Source organism: Streptomyces sp. NBC_01116, assembly GCF_041435495.1.
Classification (GTDB): Bacteria; Actinomycetota; Actinomycetes; order Streptomycetales; family Streptomycetaceae; genus Streptomyces.
This window is the reverse complement of sequence record NZ_CP108644.1, coordinates 2,377,002-2,399,419: the sequence shown is the minus strand read 5'-3', so window position 1 is coordinate 2,399,419 and position 22,418 is coordinate 2,377,002. Positions and strand designations below refer to the sequence as shown.

Genomic DNA, 22,418 nt, shown 5'->3' with positions numbered 1-22,418 from the left:
TACGTAGACGCAGTGACCACTGGAGCCACCGGAGCCCCACACGCTGCCACGGCTTCTTCACAAGGTGCGAACACCTTCTTGACCGAGAACACGCAAACGGGCCGGAACAAGCCGACTTCAACGTCCCATTCGCCCCACAACGGCCTCTGCTGGAGCCTCTCTTGCCTTGTGGCAACTGTTTCAACATCAACAGAATCGGGGCTGAAAACCAACCCGAATGGCGCCGCTCCTCGCGCTCGAACGCCTGAACAGTCAAGGCCGGGCAGATGGGAACGTGCCAAGCAGGGGGATCATGGAGCAGGACGGCCAGCGAGCGAAGCACGCACTACCGCGACCTGCGGGCAGCGGAGTTCGGTGTGGCCTTCCGTGCCGAGCACGGGCACGGTCCTTCGTTCAAGCAGCTGGCCTGGTGCTCCTGATCGTGCGGTTCGTCCAACGGCGGCGGAAGCGGGCAGCCGCGGAAGGCGCCGGCGGCGAGGACTGATCCCCGAGAAGCGGCAGCGGCGGTACGGAGGGCCACTCGCCTCCGTACCGCAGCGTCCGGATGTCGGCCACGGACGGACCTCAAGGGAGCAACGCCTCGCGGCGTTCGTTTCGATACGTAGCCGAGCGTAGCCATCCCGTCGCAGTCTGGTGGCATGAATCACGTACTCGTCCCCCGGAGGGATCCCGGGGAGCCCGTCTACCGCGCCGACTTCGCCCTCGGCGAGCACTCCGCCCGGCATCTGCGCCGCGTCCTGCGGCTCTACCTCACGGCGTGGGGGCTGCTGTTCCTCGCCGACGCGGCGGAGCTGGCGCTCACCGAGCTGATCGCCAACGTCGTGCGGCACGTGCCCGACCGGCGCGGCAGGGCCTTCATCTTCCGGCTGCCGCGCGGCGAGGGCGTACGCGTCGAAGTGGCGGACAGCAGCCCCGCCCTGCCCCTCGCCATCACGGGTGACCCGCTGGACGAGGGAGGCAGGGGGCTGGTCCTGGTCGACGCCGTCACCGACGACTGGGGCGTCGAGAGGCGGTGGGACGGCAGCGGGAAGACCGTCTGGTTCGAGTGCCTGACGCCGCCGGAGAAGGGCGGCAGCCGGTTCAGGACAGCTCGGCCAGAACCGCGTCCGTGAACGGCGTCCACGCCTGTGCCGCCCAGGGCCCGAACGCCCGGTCCGTCAGCGCGACGCAGGCCGCGCCCGCCACCGGGTCGATCCACAGGAACGTGCCCGACTGGCCGAAGTGTCCGAAGGTCGCCGGGGAGGAGGAACCACCCGTCCAGTGCGGGGACTTGGAGTCGCGGATCTCGAAGCCGAGGCCCCAGTCGTTCGGGCTCTGGTGGCCGTAGCCCGGCAGGACGCCCTTGAGGCCCGGGTGCACGACGCTCTGGGCCTCCAGGACCGTACGCGGGTCGAGCAGGCGGGGGGCCTGCACCTCGGCGGCGAAGCGGACCAGGTCGGCGACCGTGGAGACGCCGTCGCGGGCGGGGGAGCCGTCCAGGGTCGTGGACGTCATGCCCAGCGGCTCCAGGACGGCCTGGCGCAGGTACTCCGCGAACGGGATGCCGGACGCCTTGGCGATGTGGTCGCCCAGCACCTCGAAGCCCGCGTTGGAGTACAGGCGGCGGTCGCCCGGCGGGGCTGTCACCCGGTGCTCGTCGAAGGCCAGGCCGCTGGTGTGGGCGAGGAGATGGCGGACCGTGGAGCCCTCGGGCCCGGCCGGCTCGTCCAGCTCGACGGCCCCCTCCTCGTACGCCACCAGCGCCGCGTAGGCCGCGAGCGGCTTGGTGACCGAGGCGAGGGGGAAGCGGTGGTCGGCCGGCCCGTGCGTGCCGAGGACCGTGCCGTCCGCCCGCACGACGGCGGCGGCGGCCGTCGTGACCGGCCAGGTGTCGATGATGCGCAGGCTCTCCATGGCTCCGAGCCTAACCGCCGCGCCCGGCACCCCGTTCCCGGCCCCGGCAGACCCGGGAGACCCGGGACAGCGAGGGCCCCCGATGGCCCGCCGCGCGTACCGCCGGGCCCCGGGGAGCCGGGGGGAGCCCGGGACCCGGGCGTGCGCGTCAGGCGGCGGCCAGGGGCGCGAGCCGGGTGCCCAGGGCCATGATCCGCATCGCGCGCTCCGTGGCGTCGGCCAGGAACTCGCCGCTCCGGTCGATCGCCTCCACCAGCGTCATCGGCGCGGGCAGGATCGCGCTGTACGCGTCCACGCCCACCGCCCGCACGTCCTGCGCGCCCGGTCCGATCGTCCCGGCCAGCACCAGGACCGGCACCCCGGAGGCGTGCGCCCGCCGGGCGACCTCCGCCGGGATCTTCCCGCGTACGGTCTGGTGGTCGAGCGCCCCCTCCGCCGTGATCACGAAGTCGGCGCGGGCGAGGCGCGCGTCCAGGTCGAGACCGTCGAGCAGCACGTCGTAGCGGGGGAGCAGCCGCGCGCCGACGGCCGCGAGACCGGCCCCGAGGCCGCCGGACGCGCCCGTGCCGGGAGCCGTGCGCAGATCGACCGGGACGCCGGTCGCCGGCGCGAAGGCCGGGGCGAGGTCCCGGGTGAGGACGGCGGCCAGCCGCTCCAGGCCCGCCGAGAGCAGCTCCACCTCCGCCGGGGTCGCCCCCTTCTGCGGCCCGAACACCCGGGCCACCCCGCGCTTCCCGCACAGCACGTTGTACGGGTTGCAGGCCACGAGCAGCTCCGTGCGGGCGAGCCTCGGGTCGAGGCCGGACGGGTCGATGCGCTCCAGCTCGTGCAACGCCCCGCCGCCCCGGTGCAGTTCACGGCCGTGCCGGTCCGTCAGCCGGGCCCCGAGGGCCTGGAGGGCGCCCGCGCCGCCGTCCGACGTACCGGAGTCGCCGCAGCCGACGAGGATGCGCCGGGCCCCCGCGTCCAGGGCCGCCCGGATCAGCTCGCCGACGCCGTACGTGGTGGTCGCGCCCGGGTGGCGCAGGTCCGGCGGCACCAGGGCGAGCCCTGCGACGGCGGCCATCTCCACGACGGCGGTCAGCGGCCCCGGCCCGCCCAGCAGCGCGAAGTGCGAGGCGACCGGCTCGCCCACCGGGCCCGTCGCGGTGCACGGGACCAGCCGGCCGCCGCCCGCCAGGGCCAGCGCCTCGGCCGTGCCCTCGCCGCCGTCGACCAGCGGGATGAGGTCGAGGTCGGCGTAGGGGATCACGCGCCGTACGCCGACCGCGATGGCCTCGGCCACCCGGGCGGCCGAGAGGGACTCCTTGAAACCGCTGGGGGCGATGGCGATGCGGTGGGTCGGACGGGTCATGGCTGGGTCTCCAGAAGGACGGGCACGCCGAGCAACGGCCAGACGGCGAGGGCGAAAACGAGGACGAGGGCCGCGCTGAGCGGGGCGAGGAACGCGGACAGCCGCAGCAGGTCGCGCGGGGTGTAGGTCGGGGTGTCGGGCACGTCCGCGAAGAGCGCGACCGGCTTGGCCGAGGAGGGCAGCGTGTGGCAGAAGCCGGCGGCGGCCGTGGAAGCCAGCGCCGCCGTGACCGGGTTGACCCCGGCCGCGACCGCCGCCGCGACCACCAGCGGCACCAGCACGGAGGACCGGGCGGAGCGCGACTGGAGCGCCAGGTGGGCGGCCGTGCTGACGACGACCACTCCGGTCAGGAAGACCCACGGGGGCGTGGACGCCCCCAGGGGTATCCAGCCCACCAGCCAGTCGGCGGCGCCCGAGTCGGAGAGGGCGACGCCCATCGCCATGGTGGCGGCCATGAACAGCAGCAGCGGCCAGGGCACCGTCCGCAGACCGTCCTTGAAGCGCACGGTCCCCAGTGCGGGAGAGGTCGCCACCAGTGCGCCGATGAGCGCGACCACGGCGGGCGACACCCCGTGCAGGGGCTCGCTGCACCAGAGCAGGACGACCGTGGCCAGCAGGAGCAGGCACCGGGACTCCGCCGGGCTGAACGGTCCCTCGACGGCCGTCTCGGAGTGCTCCTGGATCTGCGCCGCCGTGATGGTGACCGGACCCTTGCGGTCGGACCGCCGGGTCGTCGTCAACAGCACCAGTTCGGCGGCGAGATGGGAGGAGACGACGGCCAGCGGCAGCCCGAGGACGAGCCACTGCACGAAGCTCAACTGCTCCCCGGTCTGCTCCCAGAGCACGCCGACGGTGATCAGGTGCGCGCCCGCGCCGATCAGGGTCGCGACGGCGGAGAGCAGGATCACCGTGGGGAAGAGCAGGGCCAGCATCACCACCAGGCGGCCGCGCTCGCGCAGCGCCGCGGCCAGCGCCAGGAACACCGGGAGCGCGAGGGCGGCACGCCCCGACGTGGCCGGCACGGCGAACGCGGTGACGACCAGTCCGGCCGTGGTCAGGTGCACCAGCTGGCGCACGGTCCTGGCCCCGCCGACGAGGAAGACGGCGGCCCGGCCGGCCAGACCGGTCCGGGTCACGGCCGCCGCCAGGACGAAGGCGCAGATCAGCAGCCACACCGTCTCGTCGCCCAGGGTGGCGAAGAGGGTCTCGCTGCTGATCACCCCGGTGACCGTCAGCGCCAGGCCCGCGCCGAGCGCGATGTAGGCGTCGTCCACCGGAGTGGCGATCCAGGCGGCGGTGGCCAGGGCGAAGACGGCGAGGGAGAGCCGCCCGTCGACGCCGAGGCCGGGGGCGGCGCCGGGGACGGCGAGGAGAGCGCAGAGTCCGAGGACGGCACAGAGGCCGACGGTCTGCCGGAGTGGTAGAGGCACGCTGTACAGCCTCGGAAGGCGGGGTGAGTGCCCGATGAGTGTCCGGTGAAGGCCTTTTCATCAAGTTTGTCGAGCGGCTGCCCCCGCCGCCCGAGGCGGCCCGGGAACGCGGACGGCACGGCTCCCGGGAACGTGAGAGGCCCCGCCCCGGGCGCGCGGGACGGGGCTCGGGCCGGGGCCGGGTGCCGGGGGCGGAGGTCAGGGCAGGCGGTAGCCCATGCCCCGGATCGTCTCCAGTCGCTCCGCGCCCAGCTTCCGGCGCAGCGCCCGCACGTAGACGTCCACGATGTTGGACCCGGGGTCGAAGTCGTACCCCCACACATGGGAGAGGATCTGCTCGCGCGACAGCACCTGGCCGGGGTGGCGCAGGAACATCTCCAGCAGCACGAACTCACGCGCCGTCAGATCCACCGTCCGGTCGCCCGCGCGGGCCCGGCGGGTCCGCAGGTCCAGGGCGAGAGTGCCGCTGCGCAACATGGTGACCTCGGGCGCGCGGGCGGCGGTGCGCTGCCGCAGCCGCACCCGGGCGAGCAGCTCCTCGAAGCGGAACGGCTTCGTCATCCAGTCGTCGGCCCCGCCCTCCAGCCCGGCCACCGTGTCCCGCACGGAGTCGCGGGCGGTGAGCACGATGACCGGCAGCGTGACACGGGCCTCGCGCATCTCCCGCAGCACGGTGAAGCCGTCCCGGCCCGGCAGGCCGATGTCGAGCACCATCAGGTCGAACCCGCCGGACAGCGCGTGGCCCAGCGCCAGGTCACCGTCCTCGGCGACGACCGTGGTGAAGCCGTTGGCGCGCAGCCCCTTCTGGACGAACGAGGCGATGCGCTCCTCGTCCTCGGCGATCAGGATGCGGTTCATGAGGCGGTCTCCAGCGTGAGTACGAAGGTGGCTCCGCCGCCTTCGGTCCGGCGTAGTTCGACGCGGCCGTGGTGGCCCTCCGCGATGGCCTTGACGATGGCGAGGCCGAGCCCCGCGCCGCTGGTGCGGGTCCCGCGCCGGGACGTCCCCCGGCGGAACCTCTCGAAGATCACCTCGGCGTCCTCCGGCGGAATCCCGGGCCCGTGGTCGGCGACGTACAGCTCGACGCGGTCCGCCTCGGCCCGCGAGCCGATCCGGATCCGCTGGCCGGGCCCGGTGTGCTGGACGGCGTTCTGCGCGAGCTGCACCATCGCCTGGGTCATCCGCTGCTCGTCCAGGCGCACTTCGAGGTCCGCGACGCCGTCGAGCTGCCACTCCCGGTCGCCGAGGGTCCGCACCTTCACGAACACGTCGGCGGTCAGCTCCGCGAGCTGGACGGGCTCGGGGCGCACGAAGTCGGGGCGCTCGGCCCCCGCGAGCAGGAGCAGGTCCTCGACGATGCGGCTCATCCGGTCCAGCTCGTCCGTGACCAGCCGCACCGTCTCCTCCCGGTCCGCCGGGTCGTCGCCCATCAGCTCCAGGTGTCCCCGGACGATGGTGATGGGGGTGCGCAGCTCGTGCCCGGCGTCGTCGACGAAGACCCGCTGCGCGGCGAACGCCCGCTCCAGCCGGTCGAGCATCGCGTTGAACGTCTCGGCGAGGGCCGCGATGTCGTCCCGGCCCTCCACGGGGATGCGCCGGGTGAGGTCCTGCTCGGTCAGCTCCGCCGCCGTCGTCCGGACCAGCCGGACGGGCGCGAGGATGCGACCGGCGACCGCCCAGCCGATCCCGGTCGTCATCAGCAGCGCCACACCGGACAGGGCGAGCAGCGTCCAGAACGTCTTGTCGGCGACGGCCCGTTCGCGCTCCGGATGGAAGGCGACGACGAACGCGCCGGGCTGTTCCCCCGCGGACGGCCCGATGACGACCTTGGCCCAGCGCACCTCGCCCTGCGGGCGGTCCAGCGTCCCGAAGGAGTCCTTGGAAGCGTAGATCTTGGTGTACGCGTCGCCGTCCGGCCAGAGGGCGATGTCCTGCGGCAGTTCCCGGCGCTGCCGGATGACGCCGGGTTTGGTGCCGGGCTCCCCGGTCATGCCCAGCAGCTCCTCGTCAGGGTCCGCGTACTGCCGTTGCAGATAGATGCGGAGCAGCTTCTCCACGGTGTCGAACCGGCCGCCGGTGTCCGGGTCCACCCCCTGCGGCACGAAGTTCGCGAACTCGCCGGTCTCCTGGGTGAGCAGCTGGCTGATGCGGTGGTCCACGTCCCGCTGGAGGATGGAACGCACGGTGACGGCGACCGCGCCCAGCGCGACCGCCATGACGACCAGCAACCAGAGCATGATCCGTACGCGGGCGGAGATCCTCGGAAAGCTAACCGTCATCACCGAGGTCGTCGTCATCGTCGTCGTCGGCCGCCGAGGGGCCCGGGACGACGGAGCTGTCGGGTGTACGGGACGGAGAGGAGGAGCCGCTCGGTGTCGGGGCGTCGGTCGGCGACGTGACACCGCTCGGCGACGGTGTGCCGCGCGGACTCTCCTCCAGCTGGACGGTGGGAGGCACCTTCGGCGCTTCCGAGGTGTCGGTCATGGCATAGCTGGTGGCCGCTATGCCGAGGGGCACGGCGACGACGGCTGCCAGGGCCGCCAGACGAGGTGAGAAAGCCATGTATTCACCCTGACTGTCCCGGGCGGTCCGAACATGAAGCGAAGATGAACAATCCTTCATCTCGGGTGTGCTCTCCGTCCAGCTGTGGGAACGGCCGCCCGGGAGAGCGCCCCGGAAGGTGTCCGGGAGGACACCCGGGAAGGTGCCCGAAAAGACTGACCTGCCGTTTCCGCTTGCTTCGAGTGCACTCCAAGGATTTAGCGTGGAGGGCATGACGGTGATCGACGGAACCTCCCGGAGCACTCCCGCGACAATCTCACACCCGCGCCCCTCACCGGCGGTGGACGCCTGTGCCGCCGCCCCGGAGGCGCACCCCCGCCCGGCGGGCAGGGACAGCTACACGATCAGCGAGGTCGTCGCCTTCACCGGGCTCACCGCGCACACCCTGCGCTGGTACGAACGCATCGGGCTCATGCCCCACGTCGACCGCTCGCACACCGGCCAGCGCCGCTTCAGCAACCGCGACCTCGACTGGCTGGCCTTCGTCGGCAAGCTGCGGCTGACCGGGATGCCCGTCGCCGACATGGTGCGGTACGCGGAGCTGCTGCGCGAGGGCGCGTCCACCTTCGAGGAACGGCAGGAACTGCTGGAGGCGACCCGCCGTGACGTGATCACGCGGATCGCGGAGCTCCACGACACCCTCGCCGTCCTCGACCACAAGATCGATTTCTACGCGGGCGCCCGCAGGGGCCCGGAGAGGAACACCGCCTGATGACCGCTGACCGGATCACCACCGTCGAGCTGGGCGCCGGAGGGCCCCGGGTCGGCGTCCAGGGCCTCGGCTGCATGGGCATGAGCGAGTTCTACGGCGACACCGACGAGCTCGCCGCCCGGGACACCCTGGACGCGGCCCTGGAGGCCGGCGTCACGCTCCTCGACACCGCCGACGCCTACGGGCGCGGGGCCAACGAGGAGTTCCTCGCGCCGTTCGTCGCCGCCCACCGGGACGAGATCACGCTCGCGACCAAGTTCGCCCTGGTCCGCACCGAGGACCCGGCCTACCGGGCCATCCGCAACGACCCCGCGTACATCCGCACCGCCGTCGAGGCGAGCCTGCGCCGGCTGGACACCGACGTCATCGACCTCTACTACATGCACCGCCGCGACCCGGCCGTCCCGCTCGCCGAGTCGATCGGCGCGCTGGCGGAACTCGTCCAGCAGGGCAAGGTCAAGCAGATCGGGCTGAGCGAGGTGACCGGCCCCGAGCTGCGCGAGGCGCACGCCGTGCACCCGATCGCCGCCCTCCAGTCGGAGTGGTCCCTCTTCAGCCGGGACGTCGAGAAGAGCGCCGTCGGCGCGGCGGCCGAGCTGGGCGTCACGCTCGTCCCCTACTCACCGCTCGGCCGGGGCTTCCTCACCGGCTCCTTCACCGACGCGGGCAAGGACCTCTCCTCGGGCGACTTCCGGGCCCGCCAGCCCCGGTTCAACGGCGACAACGCCCGCACGAACGCTGCCCTGCTGGAGCCCGTCCACAAGATCGCCGCCGCGCACGGGGCCACCGCCGCGCAGGTGGCCCTGGCCTGGGTCCAGCAGCGTGCCGACGTGCACGGGCTGACCGTGGTCCCGATCCCCGGAACCCGCAGGCGGAGCCGTCTCCTGGAGAACGTGGCGGCGACCGGGCTGACCCTGACGGCGGACGAACTGGCCGCGCTGGAGCCGATCGCGGGCCGGGTGGCGGGGGACCGCTACCCGGACATGAGCAGCACGTCGGCGGCACGGGAGTAGCCCGCGGCCGTATGCGGTGACTGCCCGGTCCATGAAATTCATGACGGCCGGGCCGCGCTCCGGAAGGCCCCTCACGCCAGCCCCAGCGCGAAGACCGCGAACCCCGCCGCGAGCAGCCCCGCCAGCGCGCGGCGGGCGTTCGCGGCGCGGGTGCCCGCCCGCCACGGAGCCTCGAAGCGGCGCGCGTACCGGGCGATCAGCGCCAGCAGCCCGGCGAACACCGGCAGCCAGGCGATCCGGGCGAGGATCCACCCCACCGTGTCCGGCGCGGTCGTCAGCCCCGCCACCGTCGTACCCGCCCCGGCGAGCGAGGCCGGTACGGCGGCGGCCAGCATCGCGGTCTGGTGCCAGCACAGGATCGTCATCGCGGACAGGTTGATCACCACGACCGGCGCCCAGAGCAGCGGCGTCCGCAACAGCCGCCCGAGCCGGTCGCGCAGCAGGATCGCCGCCCCGCTCTGTGCCGCGGCGAGCGCCACCACCAGCAGCGACGGCGGGTGCGAGTTCGTCCGCGCCTCGCCCGGCACCCCGACCATCGACGCCGGGTAGTGGAAGGCGAGCAGCAGCGCGGCGAACAGCACCCCGCCGCCGACCAGCAGCAGCCGGGCCCCGCGCTTCCCGATCCGCCCCTCGCCCCAGGACACGCCCAGCTGATACGCGAAGAGCCAGCCGGGCAGGATGTTGAGCATGCTCAGCCAGGACGGCATGGCCTCCGCGAAGGGCCCGTAGCGCAGGAGGTCCACCACCGCGACCGACGCCAGCAGCGGCAGCGCCGCCCATCCGCCGAGCTTCCGCGCCAGCGTGACGCAGACCGGGGTGAGGGCCGTGACCACGGTGTACACCCCGACGAACCAGAGCGGCTGGATCACCAGCGTCGACCCCGTACGCAAGGTGTCGCCGGGCACGCCCAGCGCGGACAGCACCGCCAGCAGCACCGCCCACACGGCGGTCACCCCGAGCACCGGCCGGCCGAGGCGGGCCAGCCGGCCGCCCAGCCAGACGGCCGCGGTCGAGGTCCGGCGGCGGAAGGAGAGCACCGAGGCGTACCCGCCGACGAGGAAGAAGATCCCCAGCATCTGGAGCACCCAGCTCGCGGGAGCGAGCCCGGCGAACGTCGAGAGCGGGCTCGCGTTGTGCAGACCGTCGGCGTCCAGCCGGAACGCGCCGAGCATCCAGTGACCGAGCGGCACGGCGAGCAGCGCCAGCGCCCGCAGGCCGTCGATGGCCCGGTCGCGGTGGGCGGGGGTGGAGGCGTCGATCCGGGCCGCGAGCCGTCGGCCGTTCTTCAGCGGGGTGTTCATCGGGCAGCGCCTTCCAGGACCGGGGCGGCTTCCAGGACCGGGACGGCCGCCGGGGCCGGGGCGGCTGCTGCCGCCGGACCCGGTTCCGCCGCCTCCGGGGCGGCCTCCGCGTCCGGGGCGGCCTCCGCCGCAGCGCCGCGCGCGATGGCGGCGAAGGTCCGCAGCGAATCCGTCCCGGGCTCGAAGTACCCGGCGTGCCCCCGCGCCTCGTCCGCCGGCACCCGGCGGGCGCCGAACGCCGGATCGGCCGGGTCCGCCCCGTGGCCGAGGCCCGCGAAGCGCACGTTCGGCACGTCGTCGATCCAGTCGGTCGGGTCCTTCGCCGCCCACACCTGGGCGCTCGTCCGCAGCGCGTCCACGTCGTCGGCGCGCATGCCGGGGGAGCCGAGGACCACCAGGTCGGTGGCGCGGAGGCGGTGCGCGGCCAGGCCGCAGACCACCGAGCCGTAGCTGTGGCAGAACACCGCCGGCGCGGGCAGCCCGTCCGCCGCCAGGCCCTCCGTGAACCGGGTCAGCCGCCCGGCCCCCGCCTCCGCGAGGGCGCCGGTGGCCGCGTCGATGCCGACGCCCACCGGGGTCGTGTACCCGACCCAGGCGATGACGGCGGTCCCCGGACCGGCCGCCGTGTGCAGGGTCCTGGCCATGCCGGCCGGGGCACCGTGGTCGGCGACCTTCCGGTCGAAGGTCCCGGCGTCGTTGTCGGAACCCGGCACCACCACCGAGACCCGGTGCGCCGTGCGGAGGTCCCCGAAGACCTCGGCGACCTGGCCGCGTCCGCGCGGGTCGAACGCGAGGATCTGGCGGCCGGGGGCGGCGAGCGAGCGGTAGCGGGGGTCGTCCTCGGCGGCCAGCGCGAGGGAGTTGGCGCGGTAGCGCAGTTCCAGGGGCGCCCCGTCGAGATTCCCGACGACGGACGGATGCCGAACGAGCAGGAGTTGCCGCTCGTCGGCACCCAACCCCGCGAAGAACGCGGAGACTTCGGCGGGCGTGGCACGCTCCGGATCCGGCAGCCCCGCCCCCGGCGCCCGGTCCGCCCGCCACTGCGCACTGCCCGGTGGCGGCCCGGTCAGCGCCTGCTGCGCGTCCGTCGAAACCCAGCCCGCGGTTCCCGTCACCACGCTGGTAGCCAGTGCGAACGCGACCAGGGTCCTCGCGTATCGGCGCATCGTGCCCTCCCTCTCCGGATGCGCACCGACCGGTGCGACCGGGAGGAAGGTAGGAAGAGGACGGGTGGGAGGGCGTCACACCGGAGGGCCAACCGCGGGGTGATACCGGGGTAGGGGGTGGGGCAGAGGGGCTATGCCCCCGCGTCCCCCGGAGTCACCAGCCCCGACTCGTACGCGAAGATCACCGCCTGCGCCCGGTCCCGCAGGTCCAGCTTGGCCAGCACCCGCCCGATGTGCGTCTTGACGGTCTGCTCGGCCAGCACCAGCCGCCCCGCGATCTCCTGGTTCGACAGCCCCCGGGCGATCAGCTCCAGCACCTCGCTCTCGCGCGGGGTGAGCCCGTTGAGCCGGAGCGCCTGGCCGCCGCGCGTCGCCCCGGAGGGCCGCTGCGCCGCGAAGTCCGCGATCAGCCGCCGGGTCACCGAGGGCGCGAGCAGCGCGTCCCCGGCCGCCACCACCCGTACCGCCGCGATCAGATCGGCGGGCGGGGCGTCCTTCAGCAGGAACCCGGACGCGCCGGCGCGCAGCGCCTCGTACACGTAGTCGTCCACGTCGAACGTGGTGAGCATCAGGACCTTCGGCCGGTGCACCACCCCGACCGGCGGGTTCAACAGCTCGCGCGCGGCGGCCAGTCCGTCCATCTCCGGCATCCGGACGTCCATCAGGACGACGTCGGGGTGCTGGTTGCGGCTGACGTCGACGCCCTGGCGGCCGTCCGCCGCCTCGCCCACCACGTCGATGTCGCTCTGCGCCGCCAGCAGCGCCGCGAACCCGGCCCGCACCATGGCCTGGTCGTCGACGATGATCACGCGGATGGTCACAGGTCCTCCGAAGGGGGCGGGACGGACGGGGAGACGGCCGGCGGGAGCGGCATCCGGGCGGCCACCCGGAACCCGCCGTCGGGCAGCGGCCCGGTGTCCAGGGTGCCGCCGGTCAACCGTACGCGCTCCCGCATCCCCACCAGCCCGTGCCCGGTCCCGGCGCTCTCCAGCGGCGAAGCGGGCTTCGGTGCGGGCCCGTTGACCACGAGGACGTTCAGATGACCCTCGGACGCCCGGACGGAGACCTGCGTGTGCGCCCCGGGCGCGTGCCGCACCACATTGGCCAGTGCCTCCTGCACGATCCGGTACGCCGACAGATCCACCGTCGACGGCACCTCGCCCAGATCCGCCGCGAGCGACAGCTCCGCCGGAAGCCCGGCCCGTACCGTCGCCTCCACCAGCTGCTGGAGCCGGTCCAGGCCCGGCTGCGGCGCCCGGTCGCCCTCCGTGCCGTCGCTGCGCAGCACCGACAGCAGCCGCCGCATCTCACCGAGGGACTCCCGCGCCGCCGCCGCGATCGAGGCGAACTCCTCCTGCGCGGGCTCCGACAGCCCGGAGATCCGGTACGGCGCGGAGTCGGCCTGCACGGTGATCACCGACATGTGGTGCGCGACCACGTCGTGCAGTTCACGGGCGATCCGCGTCCGCTCCTCCAGCAGCGTGCGCTGCGCCCGCTCCGCCTCGCTGATCGTCTCCTGCTCGGCCAGCCGCCGCGTCGCCTCGCCACGCTCCCGTACCGCCGCGCCGATGACCAGGACGACCGCGCCGAGGATCGCCAGGAGCAGGGCACTGTCCGCGCTGCGCTCCGGCGCGATCGGATGCAGCGCCGCCCCGGCGGCGGCCGTCACCGTCCAGACGCCGATGACGGTCCGCCGGGTCTCGCGCAGGCCGAGGGCCAGCAGCAGGAAGAGGTACGCGATCAGGGCCGGCGCGGTCCACGGCCAGAGGGCGCTCGGCTCGGCGGACCGGGACAGGACCACCAGCGCGCCCGCGATGTCGGCGGGCAGGATGATCCACCACGCCTGGAGCGGCCGGTGGGCCAGCATCAGCAGCGGAGCGGCCTGGGCCACCCCGAGCGCCCCGGCCAGTGCGCCCGGCAGGTCGTACTGCGTGGTCAGGACGTTGATGGTGACCGGGATGAAGGTCGCGGTCAGGGCGAGCACCACGGCGTACGGCAGCAGCCGCTGCCACGTCTTCGGCGCGCCCGCCAGCAGCGGGGTGGACGGATGGGACGCGTGGGACAGCCCGTGGGCGAGCTCGCGCAGATTGCGGCGGGCGGCGCTCACCAGGCCGTCGGCGGGCGGCGGAGGCCCGGCGGGGGATGTGGACATGGCCCGGTCAGCCTAAGCAGGCCCGGGGGCCAGGGGCGTCATACCGGGGTCGCGGTCCTCGGCGGGTCCGCCTCATACTCCGGTACGGGGTGACAGCCCGGCGGGGGCATGAAAGGTCACGCCTCTCACAGCTCTTACCGCTCCCACGGCGCTCACAGCTCTCAGGGCTCTTGCCGTTCCCACAGCTCTTACCGCTCTCACGGCCCTCACAGCTCCGCGAGCAGCTGGGCCTTCTTCGCGCTGTACTCGGCGTCCGTCACCAGTCCGGCCTGATGCAGCTCGCCGAGGTGATGTATTCGCTCGGCGATGTCCGCCGGGTCGCGCCGCCCGGCGTTCACCAGGACCGGGGCGGAGGCGGCGGGCGCGGGCTGGGTCCGGCGTACGGATTCCAGGACGGCGGCGGCGAACGGCAGCGACTCGTGCACCGGCCCGTAGCCCAGGCCGAACAGCACGGCCGCCGGATCCTGGTCCGCGCGGGCGGCCGGGGGCTCGGCGGGCACGCCCGGGGGCGCCCCGCCGTCCGCGTCACCGGAGCCGCCGGGGCCGTGCAGATCGCCCAGGCTGCCGCCGGTGCGGTGGTCGACCGGGGCCGCCGCGCGGGGCACCAGACGCAGATAGCCGTCCAGCGCCTCGGGCGAGCGCCATACGATTCCGGCCAGTTCGCTCACTCGGAAGGTCTGGTCGCCGGCCTTCCACTTGGCGCTGGAGGCCCCGGTCCAGGACCACCGGAAGGAGATCCGCTCACCGTCGAAGCTGGCCCGGCCGTCGTACGCCTTGAAGTTCATCGGGGCCTCGGGGGCCGCCACCAGGAAGCGGTCGGCGCTCTCGCCGGACGCCGGGTCCAGCAGGGCCCGCAGCTCGTCCGCGTAGTACTCGGCGAGCACCTCCCGCTCCGCCGGAAGCACCAGGCGATAGGGGTCGCACCCCTCCTTGAGCTGCCCGGAGGCAGCCTCCACCAGAGGATCGGCACCCGCTCTCGGCACGGCACGCAGAACCACCGTGCCCCGCTTGCCGGGAGTCAGCGTCACCGACGACAGCGCCGCATACGGGATGCGGCGTTCCCGCAGGCTCTGGAAGAGCTTCGGTGTGCGGATGCCCCGTTCGAAGCGGATGAGCACGGAGTCGGTGTCGAACTCCCAGGTGGCATGAATTCCGGCCAGCACATCACCCATGTGCCTCATCGTATGCGGCACAGTCGCGCACGTCCCCCCTCGGAGCAATTCCCGATTAATCCGCCCGACACCGACCTCTACGCGCGTCAGCCGTCCCGTTGGCCGGAAATACCGCTGTGGCACGTGCTGTCGGCAGATGCGCAGCTCACCGACCCGTACGCTCCGACGCCGATCGCGGCGAAGTTGTCCAGGCTCTCGGTGCCCGGTTCGAAGTAGCCGCTGTGCCCGGCGGCGCCGGCCGCCGAGACGATCCGCGCGCCGAAGGCCGGGTCGACCGGGTCGGCCCCGTGTCCGATCCCGCCGAACTCCAGATGCGGGACGTCCCCGATCCAGTCGTTCCCGTCCCGCGTCGCCCAGATCCGCGCGCCGGTCTCCAGCTGGCGCGCGTGGGCGGCCCGCATGCCGGGGCTGCCCGCGACCGCGATGTCGGCCACCCGGTCGTGGGCCCGGTGCGCGGCCACCCCGCACACGACGGAGCCGTAGCTGTGGCAGAACAGCGAGACCTTCGAGACGCCCGGCAGCGCGCGGACCATCGCGTTCAGCCGGACCGCGCCGTTCGCCGCGAGCCCGCCCAGCGCCGCGTCCATGCCGAGACCGGCCGGGGCGGTGTAGTCGGCCCACGCGATGACAGCCGTACGGGTGCCCGGGGAGGCCGAGCGTTCCGCCTGGTACAGGGACTTGGCCATGCCGACGGGGGCCCGGTACGCGCGCGTGCTGCGCTCCAGGGTCAGCAGATGGGTGTCGACGCCCGGGACGACGACGGAGACCCGGGCGGCCCGGTCGAGATTCCCGAACACCTCGGCGGCACGGCCTCTCCCGGAGGGATCGAAGGCCAGGAACTGGCGCTTGCCCGCGAGCATCGACCGGAACCGGTCGAGGCGGTCCTCCGCCTCACCCCGCCCGTCCGGCGACAGCTTCCCGTCGTGCGCCCGCACCTTCTCCACGGCCACGGCCTGTCTGAGAGCCACCCTGTTCGCGTAGTAGCGCAGGGTGACCGGAGCGCCGTTCAGATTCCCCACCACCGAGGGGTGCTCGCCGGCGAGGGCGATCTGCTGTCCCGAGGTGAGGGTGGCGAAGAAATGGGCCAGCCGGTAGGCGGGAGCGTCGGCGTCCGGCAGCGAGCGCCCGGCTATCCGGTCCTTCGCCCAGGAGGCGAGCGCGAGCTCGCGCGGCCCGTTGGAGTGCTGATCGCGGACGGCGCTCCAGCCCGTCGTCGCCAGCATCACGAACACCACCGCCACGGCGAGCAGAGCGCGCCATGCGGTCAACGTGGGTGAGGTGTCGAAGGAAGTCACTGCGCCACACCCTAGGAGACGCGTGCCGACCACCGTGATGCGGGTGAGGTACATCACCCGTCCGCGAAGGATTCATCATGGATTTCTCACGCAGGGTCACTGTCGGCCCGTGGCCACGCCACCTCCGACGCGCGTTCCGGGCCGCGCCTCCCGACTCCCGTCGCCTCCCGCCTCCCGTCGCCTCCCGCCTCGCGTCGCCTCCCGACTCCCGCCCCGGAGTCGCGCTACTTCCGACGCCAGTCCCGGGCGAGGGCCGGGACGAGCTGGTCGAGATACTCCTCGGTCAGGTCGCGCAGCGCCTCCACGCTCGGGTCGAGCCCTCGGCCCCACAGCTGACCGGTCACCCGCATCACCCCGGTGAACGCGGCGACGGCCACCCGGGGCCGGGGGTCCCGATCCACGTCGAGCCCCTCGCGCTCCGCGATCAGCAGGGCGATCTGGTTCTCCAGGGCGACCCCGCGCCGCATGTGGGCGGCGAGGAGGGAGGGCGTCGACTCGATCATCTGGTAGGTCCGCATATGGAGATCGACGGTGACGACCTCCTCGATCGCCTCGCCGATGCTGTTCCACGCGCACAGCACCGCCCGGCGCATGGCCTCGAAGGGGGCTTCGCCCGCGGGGCGGCGGCGCAGCTCCTCGATGAAGCGGGACTCGACCATCTGCTGCACGGCGAAGGTAACGTCCTCCTTGCTCGCGAAGTAGCGGAAGAAGGTGCGCTGGGAGACCTCCACGGCGTCGACGATCTCGTCGACGGTGGTGCGTTCGTACCCCTGGGTGGTGAACAGTTCGAGGGAGGCGCGTACCAGGGCGTCCCGGGTGCGCTGTTTCTTGCGTTCACGCAGTCCGGCTCGGGGCTCGACTGCCTGCCCGTCGGTCACGTACCGGTTCCTCTTTTCCCGTGTTTGTCCAGCTCAGCATATCCGTGAGCTACGTGTGAGCTACGTGACAGTTACTGACTTGTGAATTGGTTTGTCAACTGTCAGTAGCTGTCACTAGTCTCGCCGTATGACTAGTCAGACCACCGTCGAGAAGGCGCCGCGGGAGCCGGAAGACAACGCAGTACCCGCCCCGGTCAAGGGGCTTCGCGGCCACCCCTGGCTGACCCTCTTCGCCGTCGCCATCGGCGTGATGATGGTCGCCCTCGACGGCACCATCGTCGCCATCGCGAATCCCGCGATCCAACAGGACCTCGGCGCCTCGCTCGCCGACGTCCAGTGGATCACCAACGGCTATCTCCTGGCGCTCGCCGTCGCCCTGATCACCGCGGGCAAGCTGGGCGACCGCTTCGGCCACCGTCAGACCTTCCTGATCGGTATCGCGGGATTCGCCATCTCCTCGGCCGCGATCGGTTTCTCCAAAGAGATCGTCCTGGTCGTCGTCTTCCGCGTGCTCCAGGGCCTCTTCGGCGCTCTGCTGATGCCGGCCGCCCTGGGCCTGCTGCGCGCCACCTTCCCCGCCGAGAAGCTGAACATGGCGATCGGCATCTGGGGCATGGTCATCGGCGCGTCCACCGCGGGCGGCCCGATCGTCGGCGGTCTGCTCGTCGAGCACGTCAGCTGGCAGTCGGTCTTCTTCATCAACGTGCCGGTCGGCGTCGTCGCGCTCATCTTCGGCCTGGTGATCCTCAAGGACCACCGCGCCGCCAACGCGCCGCGCTCCTTCGACGTCCTCGGCATCGTGCTGCTCTCGGGCGCGATGTTCTCCCTCATCTGGGGCATCATCAAGGCCGGTGAGTCCTGGGGCTGGGGCGACGGCCGCACCTGGGCGTGGCTCGGCCTCGCGATCCTGCTCTTCCTGGCCTTCGGCCTCTGGGAGACCAAGGTCAAGGAACCGCTCGTCCCGCTGGGGATGTTCCGCTCCGTCCCGTTGACGGCCGGTGTCGTGCTCATGATGCTGATGGCCTTCGCCTTCATGGGCGGCCTCTTCTTCGTGACGTTCTTCCTCCAGGGCGTCCACGGCCTCAGCCCGGTCGACAGCGGTCTGCACCTGCTGCCGCTGACCGCCATGATGATCGTCTCCTCGCCGGTCGCCGGTCTGCTGATCACCAAGTTCGGCCCGCGCGTCCCGCTGGTCGGCGGCATGGTCTGCACGGCCACCGCGATGTTCGGCATGACCACGCTCACCGACTCCACCGGCACCTTCGCGATGTCCCTCTGGTTCGCCCTGCTCGGCTGCGGGCTCGCCCCGGTCATGGTCGGCGCCACCGAGGTCATCGTCGGCAACGCGCCCATGGAGCTGTCCGGCGTGGCCGGCGGTCTCCAGCAGGCCGCCATGCAGGTCGGCGGCGCGCTCGGCACCGCCGTCCTCGGAGCGGTCATGTCCTCCAAGGTCAGCGCCGAGTTCGCGGACAACTGGGCGGGCGCGGGCCTGCCCGGCGCGCCCGACCCGAAGCTGGAGGAGGCCGCCGAGTTCGGCATCGTCCCGGCCGAGGAGCTCGCCAAGGCCCCCGGCATGACGCCGGACGTCATCGACCGCATCGGCGGGGTCATCCACGACACGTTCATGTCGGGCATGGGCCTGGCCTTCACGGTCGCGGGCGTCGTCGCCGTGGTCGCCGCCTTCGTCGCCACCCTCACCAAGCGCGGCGCGAACGCCGAGGCGGGCGCCGGAGTCGGCCACATCTGACGCCCGACGCGGCGCAGGCCGTCAACACAGCGCAGGCCGGAGCCCCGCCGAATCCTTTCGGCGGGGCTCTCGCCTATCAGGGTGGTGCCCCCCGGCCGCCCTTCCGCGCACCACGCCCGGTGACGCAGAGTGATCGGCGGAAGCGAACACCGACCGGCACCGACCGGCACCGACCGGCACCGACCGGCACCGACCGGCACCGACCGGCACCGACCAACCACGGGGGTTGATCCATCATGCGTACGACCTTGACCCGCACGACCGTTCTCGCGGCCGCCCTGGCCGTCACCGCACTCGTTCCCCAGGCCCTGACCCACGACCGGGCCGCGGCGGCCCCCGAGCGGTCCCCGGGCGTCGCCCTCGGGGCCTGTGAGGCGGGCAGGCTCTGCCTCTGGAAGAAGCCCGACTTCACCGGGGCCCGCCACACCTTCGAGCTGTCCGGCGTGGACATCGAGAGCTGTGTCCCGCTGCCGAAGGGCGGCGACGCCCAGTCCCTCGCCAACCGCACCGGGCGGCCCGTCACCACCTACCAGTCCGCCGAGTGCGCGGAGACGGGGGAGTTCGAGACGTACCCCGGCGGCGGCACCTGGACGCCCCGGTCCCCGTACCAGGTACGGGCCTTCAAGATCTGGGAGAACTGAGCCCGGACACGCGGGAGGGGCGGCGACGCTCCAGCGCCACCGCCCCTCCCGGCCGTCCCTGCCTACGCGTCGCCGCCCGCCGCGCCCGGATCGGCCGCGGTCACGTCCAGGAGCTCGTAGCGGTCCACGGCCGTCTTCAGGGCGGACCGGTCGACCTTGCCCTCCTTGGCCAGCTCGGTGAGCACCGCCAGCACGATCGACTGCGCGTCGATGTGGAAGAACCGGCGGGCCGCACCCCGCGTGTCCGCGAAGCCGAAGCCGTCCGCGCCCAGCGACTGGTAGGTGCCCGGCACCCAGCGCGCGATCTGGTCCGGAACCGAACGCATCCAGTCCGAGACCGCCACGAACGGACCCTGGGCCGCTTCGAGCTTCCTGGTCACGTACGGGACGCGCTGCTCCTCCTCCGGGTGCAGGAGGTTGTAGCGCTCGACGTCCACCGCCTCGCGGCGCAGCTCGTTCCAGGAGGTCGCCGACCAGACGTCCGCCTTGACGTTCCACTCGTCCGCGAGGATCCGCTGCGCCTCCAGCGCCCAGGGGACCGCCACGCCGGACGCCATGATCTGGGCCGGGATCTCGCCCTTCTCGCCGGCGCTGAAGCGGTGGATGCCCTTGAGGATGCCCTCGACGTCCACGTCCTCCGGCTCGGCCGGGTGCTGGATCGGCTCGTTGTAGACGGTGAGGTAGTAGAAGACGTCCTCGTTCGCCTCGCCGTACATCCGGCGCAGCCCGTCCTTCATGATGTGCGCGATCTCGAACCCGTAGGCCGGGTCGTACGCGACACAGCCCGGGTTCGTCGAGGCCAGCAGCTGCGAGTGGCCGTCCGCGTGCTGGAGGCCCTCGCCGGTCAGCGTCGTACGGCCGGCGGTCGCGCCGAGCACGAAGCCGCGCGCGAGCTGGTCGGCCATCTGCCAGAACTGGTCGCCGGTGCGCTGGAACCCGAACATCGAGTAGAAGACGTACACCGGGATCAGCGGCTCGCCGTGCGTGGCGTACGCCGAACCGGCCGCGATCAGGGAGGCCGTGCAGCCCGCCTCGGAGATGCCGTCGTGCAGCATCTGACCCGTCGGGGACTCCTTGTACGCGAGCAGCAGATCGCGGTCGACCGCCTCGTACTGCTGACCCAGCGGGTTGTAGATCTTCGCACTCGGGAAGAACGCGTCCATGCCGAAGGTGCGGTACTCATCGGGGGCGATCAGCACGAAACGCTTGCCGATCTCCTTGTCACGCATGAGGTCCTTCAGGACGCGGACGAACGCCATGGTGGTGGCGATCGACTGCGAGCCCGAACCCTTCTTCGCAGCCGCGTACGTCTTGTCCTCGGGCTGCGGAAGCGGCTTCGCACGCACCACACGGGTCGGGACGTAACCGCCCAGACCCTGGCGGCGGTCGTGCATGTACTGGATCTCCTCCGAGTCGCGGCCCGGGTGGTAGTAGGGCGGGTAGCCCTCGTCCAGCTGCTTGTCCGTGATCGGGATGTGCAGCCGGTCCCGGAAGCGCTTGAGGTCCTCGACCGTGAGCTTCTTCATCTGGTGGGTCGCGTTGCGGCCCTCGAAGTTCGGCCCCAGCGTCCAGCCCTTGACCGTCTGCGCCAGGATGACCGTCGGCTGGCCCTTGTGCGCCTTGGCCGCCGCGTAGGCCGCGTAGACCTTGCGGTGGTCGTGGCCGCCGCGGCCGAGGTGCAGGATCTGCTGGTCGGTCATGTCCTTGACCATGTCCCGCAGCCGCGGGTCGTCGCCGAAGAAGTGCTCGCGGATGTACTGACCGGTCTCGGTGGCGTACGTCTGGAACTGGCCGTCCGGCGTGGTATTCAGCCGGTTGACCAGGATGCCCGTGCGGTCCTGCGCCAGCAGCGGGTCCCAGGAGCGGTCCCAGACCAGCTTGATGACGTTCCAGCCGGCGCCCCGGAACTGCGACTCCAGCTCCTGGATGATCTTGCCGTTGCCGCGCACTGGGCCGTCGAGCCGCTGGAGGTTGCAGTTGACCACGAAGGTCAGGTTGTCCAGGCCCTCACGGGCGGCGATGGACAGCTGGCCCAGGGACTCCGGCTCGTCCATCTCGCCGTCGCCCAGATAGGCCCACACGTGCGACTTGGAGGTGTCGGCGATGCCGCGCGCCTCCATGTAGCGGTTCATCCGCGCCTGGTAGATCGCGCCGAGCGGACCGAGGCCCATCGAGACGGTCGGGAACTCCCAGAAGTCCGGCATCAGCCGCGGGTGCGGATAGCTGGACAGCCCGTTCGGGGCCTTCGACTTCTCCTGGCGGAACGCGTCGAGCTGCGCCTCGTTCAGCCGGTCCAGCAGGAACGCGCGGGCGTAGATCCCCGGGGACGCGTGTCCCTGGAAGAAGATCTGGTCGCCGCCGTCGCCCTGGTCCTTGCCCCGGAAGAAGTGGTTGAAGCCCACGTCGTACAGCGAGGCGGAGGAGGCGAAGGTGGCGATGTGGCCGCCGACGCCGATCCCGGGGCGCTGGGCCCGCGAGACCATCACCGCGGCGTTCCAGCGGGTCGCGTTGAGGACCTTGCGTTCGATCTCCTCGTCGCCGGGGAAGAACGGCTCGTCCTTCGTGGCGATCGTGTTCACGTAGTCCGTGCTGCGCATCTCCGGCACGGCGACGCGCTTCTCCCGCGCGCGCTCGATGAGCCGGAGCATCAGGTAGCGGGCGCGCTCACGGCCGCGCTCGTCGACGGCGGCGTCGAGGGAGTCGAGCCATTCCCGGGTCTCCTCGGGATCAAAATCCGGGACCTGGCTCGGAAGGCCGCCAATGATGATCGGGTTGCGATCGGATCCGGAAGCCACACTGTTCCTTCGCTGTTCGGTGGTGCTCTACGGGGCCTGCTACGGGCACACGCCCCCGGGGGCAACTCTGGGTGCGCCGCCTCCATCGTGCTACCGCGAGGGCCCGAACGTCATCTTTACCGTGGGGTAACTCCGAGGTTCCGAAACGTGCCCGCGGGGCACGAGTGTGGGCAGTACGCGGCTGGGTACGGGCAAACCGCAACCTTACGCCCAAGGCGTCCAAGTGTTCCCAAAGGCTGTTCGACTCCGATTGGCGGATCGAAACCGCATAAGCTGAGGAAGGACGTAAACGGATGGAGTGACCCGG

General features: G+C 72.4%; 18 protein-coding genes and 1 pseudogene. 5 read left to right on the top strand and 14 right to left on the bottom strand.

Annotation, left to right across the window (positions count from 1 at the left end):
- Positions 1-638 precede the first annotated feature (638 nt).
- The gene (locus OG245_RS10440) at positions 639-1,112 is read left to right on the top strand and encodes an ATP-binding protein (RefSeq protein ID WP_371623248.1); all 474 of its coding nucleotides are present in this window, start codon (positions 639-641) and stop codon (positions 1,110-1,112) included.
- On the opposite strand, the gene OG245_RS10435 is transcribed toward OG245_RS10440, so the two are convergent.
- The 6 genes from OG245_RS10435 to OG245_RS10410 all read right to left on the bottom strand — a co-directional run bounded on the left by OG245_RS10435 (position 1,081) and on the right by OG245_RS10410 (position 7,239).
- Positions 1,081-1,893 (bottom strand): serine hydrolase domain-containing protein, encoded by an 813-nt coding sequence (locus OG245_RS10435; RefSeq protein WP_371623247.1) that lies wholly within the window; start codon positions 1,891-1,893, stop codon positions 1,081-1,083. The two genes, OG245_RS10440 and OG245_RS10435, sit on opposite strands and share 32 nt — an antisense overlap.
- A gap of 148 nt (positions 1,894-2,041) precedes the next feature.
- Complete coding sequence (locus OG245_RS10430) at positions 2,042-3,247, bottom strand: glycerate kinase (protein WP_371623246.1); 1,206 nt, start codon at positions 3,245-3,247, stop codon at positions 2,042-2,044.
- Positions 3,244-4,677 carry an SLC13 family permease gene (locus tag OG245_RS10425; protein WP_371623245.1) on the bottom strand — a complete coding sequence of 478 codons (1,434 nt, stop codon included), beginning with the start codon at positions 4,675-4,677 and terminating at the stop codon, positions 3,244-3,246. The genes OG245_RS10430 and OG245_RS10425 overlap by 4 nt, the downstream gene beginning before the upstream one ends.
- A 198-nt stretch (positions 4,678-4,875) precedes the next feature.
- Positions 4,876-5,535: a response regulator transcription factor gene (locus OG245_RS10420; RefSeq protein ID WP_371623244.1), complete on the bottom strand. Its 660-nt coding sequence runs from the start codon at positions 5,533-5,535 to the stop codon at positions 4,876-4,878.
- A complete protein-coding gene (locus OG245_RS10415) occupies positions 5,532-6,956 on the bottom strand; it encodes an ATP-binding protein (protein ID WP_371623243.1) in 1,425 nt (474 codons plus the stop codon). The genes OG245_RS10420 and OG245_RS10415 overlap by 4 nt, the downstream gene beginning before the upstream one ends.
- Positions 6,946-7,239, bottom strand: coding sequence for a small hydrophilic protein (locus OG245_RS10410; protein ID WP_371623242.1), 294 nt, complete (start codon positions 7,237-7,239; stop codon positions 6,946-6,948). The genes OG245_RS10415 and OG245_RS10410 overlap by 11 nt, the downstream gene beginning before the upstream one ends.
- Positions 7,240-7,450: 211 nt before the next feature.
- Here OG245_RS10410 and OG245_RS10405 point away from each other — a divergent pair, with 211 nt between their 5' ends.
- Together OG245_RS10405 and OG245_RS10400 are read left to right on the top strand one after the other, a co-directional pair.
- Entirely contained in the window at positions 7,451-7,951 is a 501-nt protein-coding gene (locus tag OG245_RS10405; RefSeq protein ID WP_371623241.1) for a MerR family transcriptional regulator, read from the top strand.
- Positions 7,951-8,964, top strand: a complete 1,014-nt coding sequence (locus tag OG245_RS10400; protein WP_371623240.1) for an aldo/keto reductase — start codon at positions 7,951-7,953, stop codon at positions 8,962-8,964. The genes OG245_RS10405 and OG245_RS10400 overlap by 1 nt, the downstream gene beginning before the upstream one ends.
- Positions 8,965-9,035: 71 nt before the next feature.
- Here the strand turns inward: OG245_RS10400 and OG245_RS10395 are convergent, their stop codons facing one another.
- The 7 genes from OG245_RS10395 to OG245_RS10365 all read right to left on the bottom strand — a co-directional run bounded on the left by OG245_RS10395 (position 9,036) and on the right by OG245_RS10365 (position 16,928).
- Entirely contained in the window at positions 9,036-10,265 is a 1,230-nt protein-coding gene (locus OG245_RS10395; protein ID WP_371623239.1) for an acyltransferase, read from the bottom strand.
- Entirely contained in the window at positions 10,262-11,431 is a 1,170-nt protein-coding gene (locus OG245_RS10390; RefSeq protein WP_371623238.1) for an alpha/beta hydrolase, read from the bottom strand. The genes OG245_RS10395 and OG245_RS10390 overlap by 4 nt, the downstream gene beginning before the upstream one ends.
- Before the next feature lie 131 nt (positions 11,432-11,562).
- A complete protein-coding gene (locus tag OG245_RS10385; RefSeq protein ID WP_050361318.1) occupies positions 11,563-12,252 on the bottom strand; it encodes a response regulator transcription factor in 690 nt (229 codons plus the stop codon).
- Positions 12,249-13,583, bottom strand: coding sequence for a sensor histidine kinase (locus OG245_RS10380; RefSeq protein WP_371623237.1), 1,335 nt, complete (start codon positions 13,581-13,583; stop codon positions 12,249-12,251). Before OG245_RS10380 ends, OG245_RS10385 begins: the two co-directional genes overlap by 4 nt.
- A gap of 206 nt (positions 13,584-13,789) precedes the next feature.
- A complete protein-coding gene (locus OG245_RS10375; protein WP_371623236.1) occupies positions 13,790-14,755 on the bottom strand; it encodes a DUF4429 domain-containing protein in 966 nt (321 codons plus the stop codon).
- Between the two features lie 86 nt (positions 14,756-14,841).
- On the bottom strand, positions 14,842-16,050 hold the full coding sequence (locus tag OG245_RS10370) for an alpha/beta hydrolase (RefSeq protein ID WP_371623235.1): 1,209 nt from the start codon (positions 16,048-16,050) through the stop codon (positions 14,842-14,844).
- A 224-nt stretch (positions 16,051-16,274) separates the two neighbouring features.
- Positions 16,275-16,928 carry a TetR family transcriptional regulator gene (locus OG245_RS10365; RefSeq protein ID WP_371623234.1) on the bottom strand — a complete coding sequence of 218 codons (654 nt, stop codon included), beginning with the start codon at positions 16,926-16,928 and terminating at the stop codon, positions 16,275-16,277.
- Positions 16,929-17,055: 127 nt separating this feature from the next.
- Here OG245_RS10365 and OG245_RS10360 point away from each other — a divergent pair.
- Both OG245_RS10360 and OG245_RS10355 read left to right on the top strand, forming a co-directional pair.
- A pseudogene (locus OG245_RS10360) lies at positions 17,056-18,688 on the top strand (MFS transporter); the annotation flags it as partial.
- 223 nt (positions 18,689-18,911) lie between these two features.
- Positions 18,912-19,316, top strand: a complete 405-nt coding sequence (locus OG245_RS10355) for a peptidase inhibitor family I36 protein (RefSeq protein WP_371623233.1) — start codon at positions 18,912-18,914, stop codon at positions 19,314-19,316.
- Between the two features lie 62 nt (positions 19,317-19,378).
- Here the strand turns inward: OG245_RS10355 and aceE are convergent, their stop codons facing one another.
- Positions 19,379-22,111, bottom strand: coding sequence for a pyruvate dehydrogenase (acetyl-transferring), homodimeric type (gene aceE, locus OG245_RS10350; RefSeq protein ID WP_371623232.1), 2,733 nt, complete (start codon positions 22,109-22,111; stop codon positions 19,379-19,381).
- Between the last annotated feature and the right edge of the window lie 307 nt (positions 22,112-22,418).

What these genes read in the sequence shown, in the direction of transcription:
- OG245_RS10380 (WP_371623237.1), bottom strand. Translation starts at nt 13,583, where the DNA reads ATGTCCACATCCCCCGCCGGGCCTCCGCCGCCCGCCGACGGCCTGGTG.
- OG245_RS10420 (WP_371623244.1), bottom strand. Translation starts at nt 5,535, where the DNA reads ATGAACCGCATCCTGATCGCCGAGGACGAGGAGCGCATCGCCTCGTTC.
- OG245_RS10440 (WP_371623248.1), top strand. Translation starts at nt 639, where the DNA reads ATGAATCACGTACTCGTCCCCCGGAGGGATCCCGGGGAGCCCGTCTAC.
- OG245_RS10390 (WP_371623238.1), bottom strand. Translation starts at nt 11,431, where the DNA reads ATGCGCCGATACGCGAGGACCCTGGTCGCGTTCGCACTGGCTACCAGC.
- OG245_RS10410 (WP_371623242.1), bottom strand. Translation starts at nt 7,239, where the DNA reads ATGGCTTTCTCACCTCGTCTGGCGGCCCTGGCAGCCGTCGTCGCCGTG.
- OG245_RS10400 (WP_371623240.1), top strand. Translation starts at nt 7,951, where the DNA reads ATGACCGCTGACCGGATCACCACCGTCGAGCTGGGCGCCGGAGGGCCC.
- OG245_RS10430 (WP_371623246.1), bottom strand. Translation starts at nt 3,247, where the DNA reads ATGACCCGTCCGACCCACCGCATCGCCATCGCCCCCAGCGGTTTCAAG.
- OG245_RS10435 (WP_371623247.1), bottom strand. Translation starts at nt 1,893, where the DNA reads ATGGAGAGCCTGCGCATCATCGACACCTGGCCGGTCACGACGGCCGCC.
- OG245_RS10375 (WP_371623236.1), bottom strand. Translation starts at nt 14,755, where the DNA reads ATGGGTGATGTGCTGGCCGGAATTCATGCCACCTGGGAGTTCGACACC.
- OG245_RS10405 (WP_371623241.1), top strand. Translation starts at nt 7,451, where the DNA reads ATGACGGTGATCGACGGAACCTCCCGGAGCACTCCCGCGACAATCTCA.
- OG245_RS10355 (WP_371623233.1), top strand. Translation starts at nt 18,912, where the DNA reads ATGCGTACGACCTTGACCCGCACGACCGTTCTCGCGGCCGCCCTGGCC.
- OG245_RS10395 (WP_371623239.1), bottom strand. Translation starts at nt 10,265, where the DNA reads ATGAACACCCCGCTGAAGAACGGCCGACGGCTCGCGGCCCGGATCGAC.
- OG245_RS10415 (WP_371623243.1), bottom strand. Translation starts at nt 6,956, where the DNA reads ATGACGGTTAGCTTTCCGAGGATCTCCGCCCGCGTACGGATCATGCTC.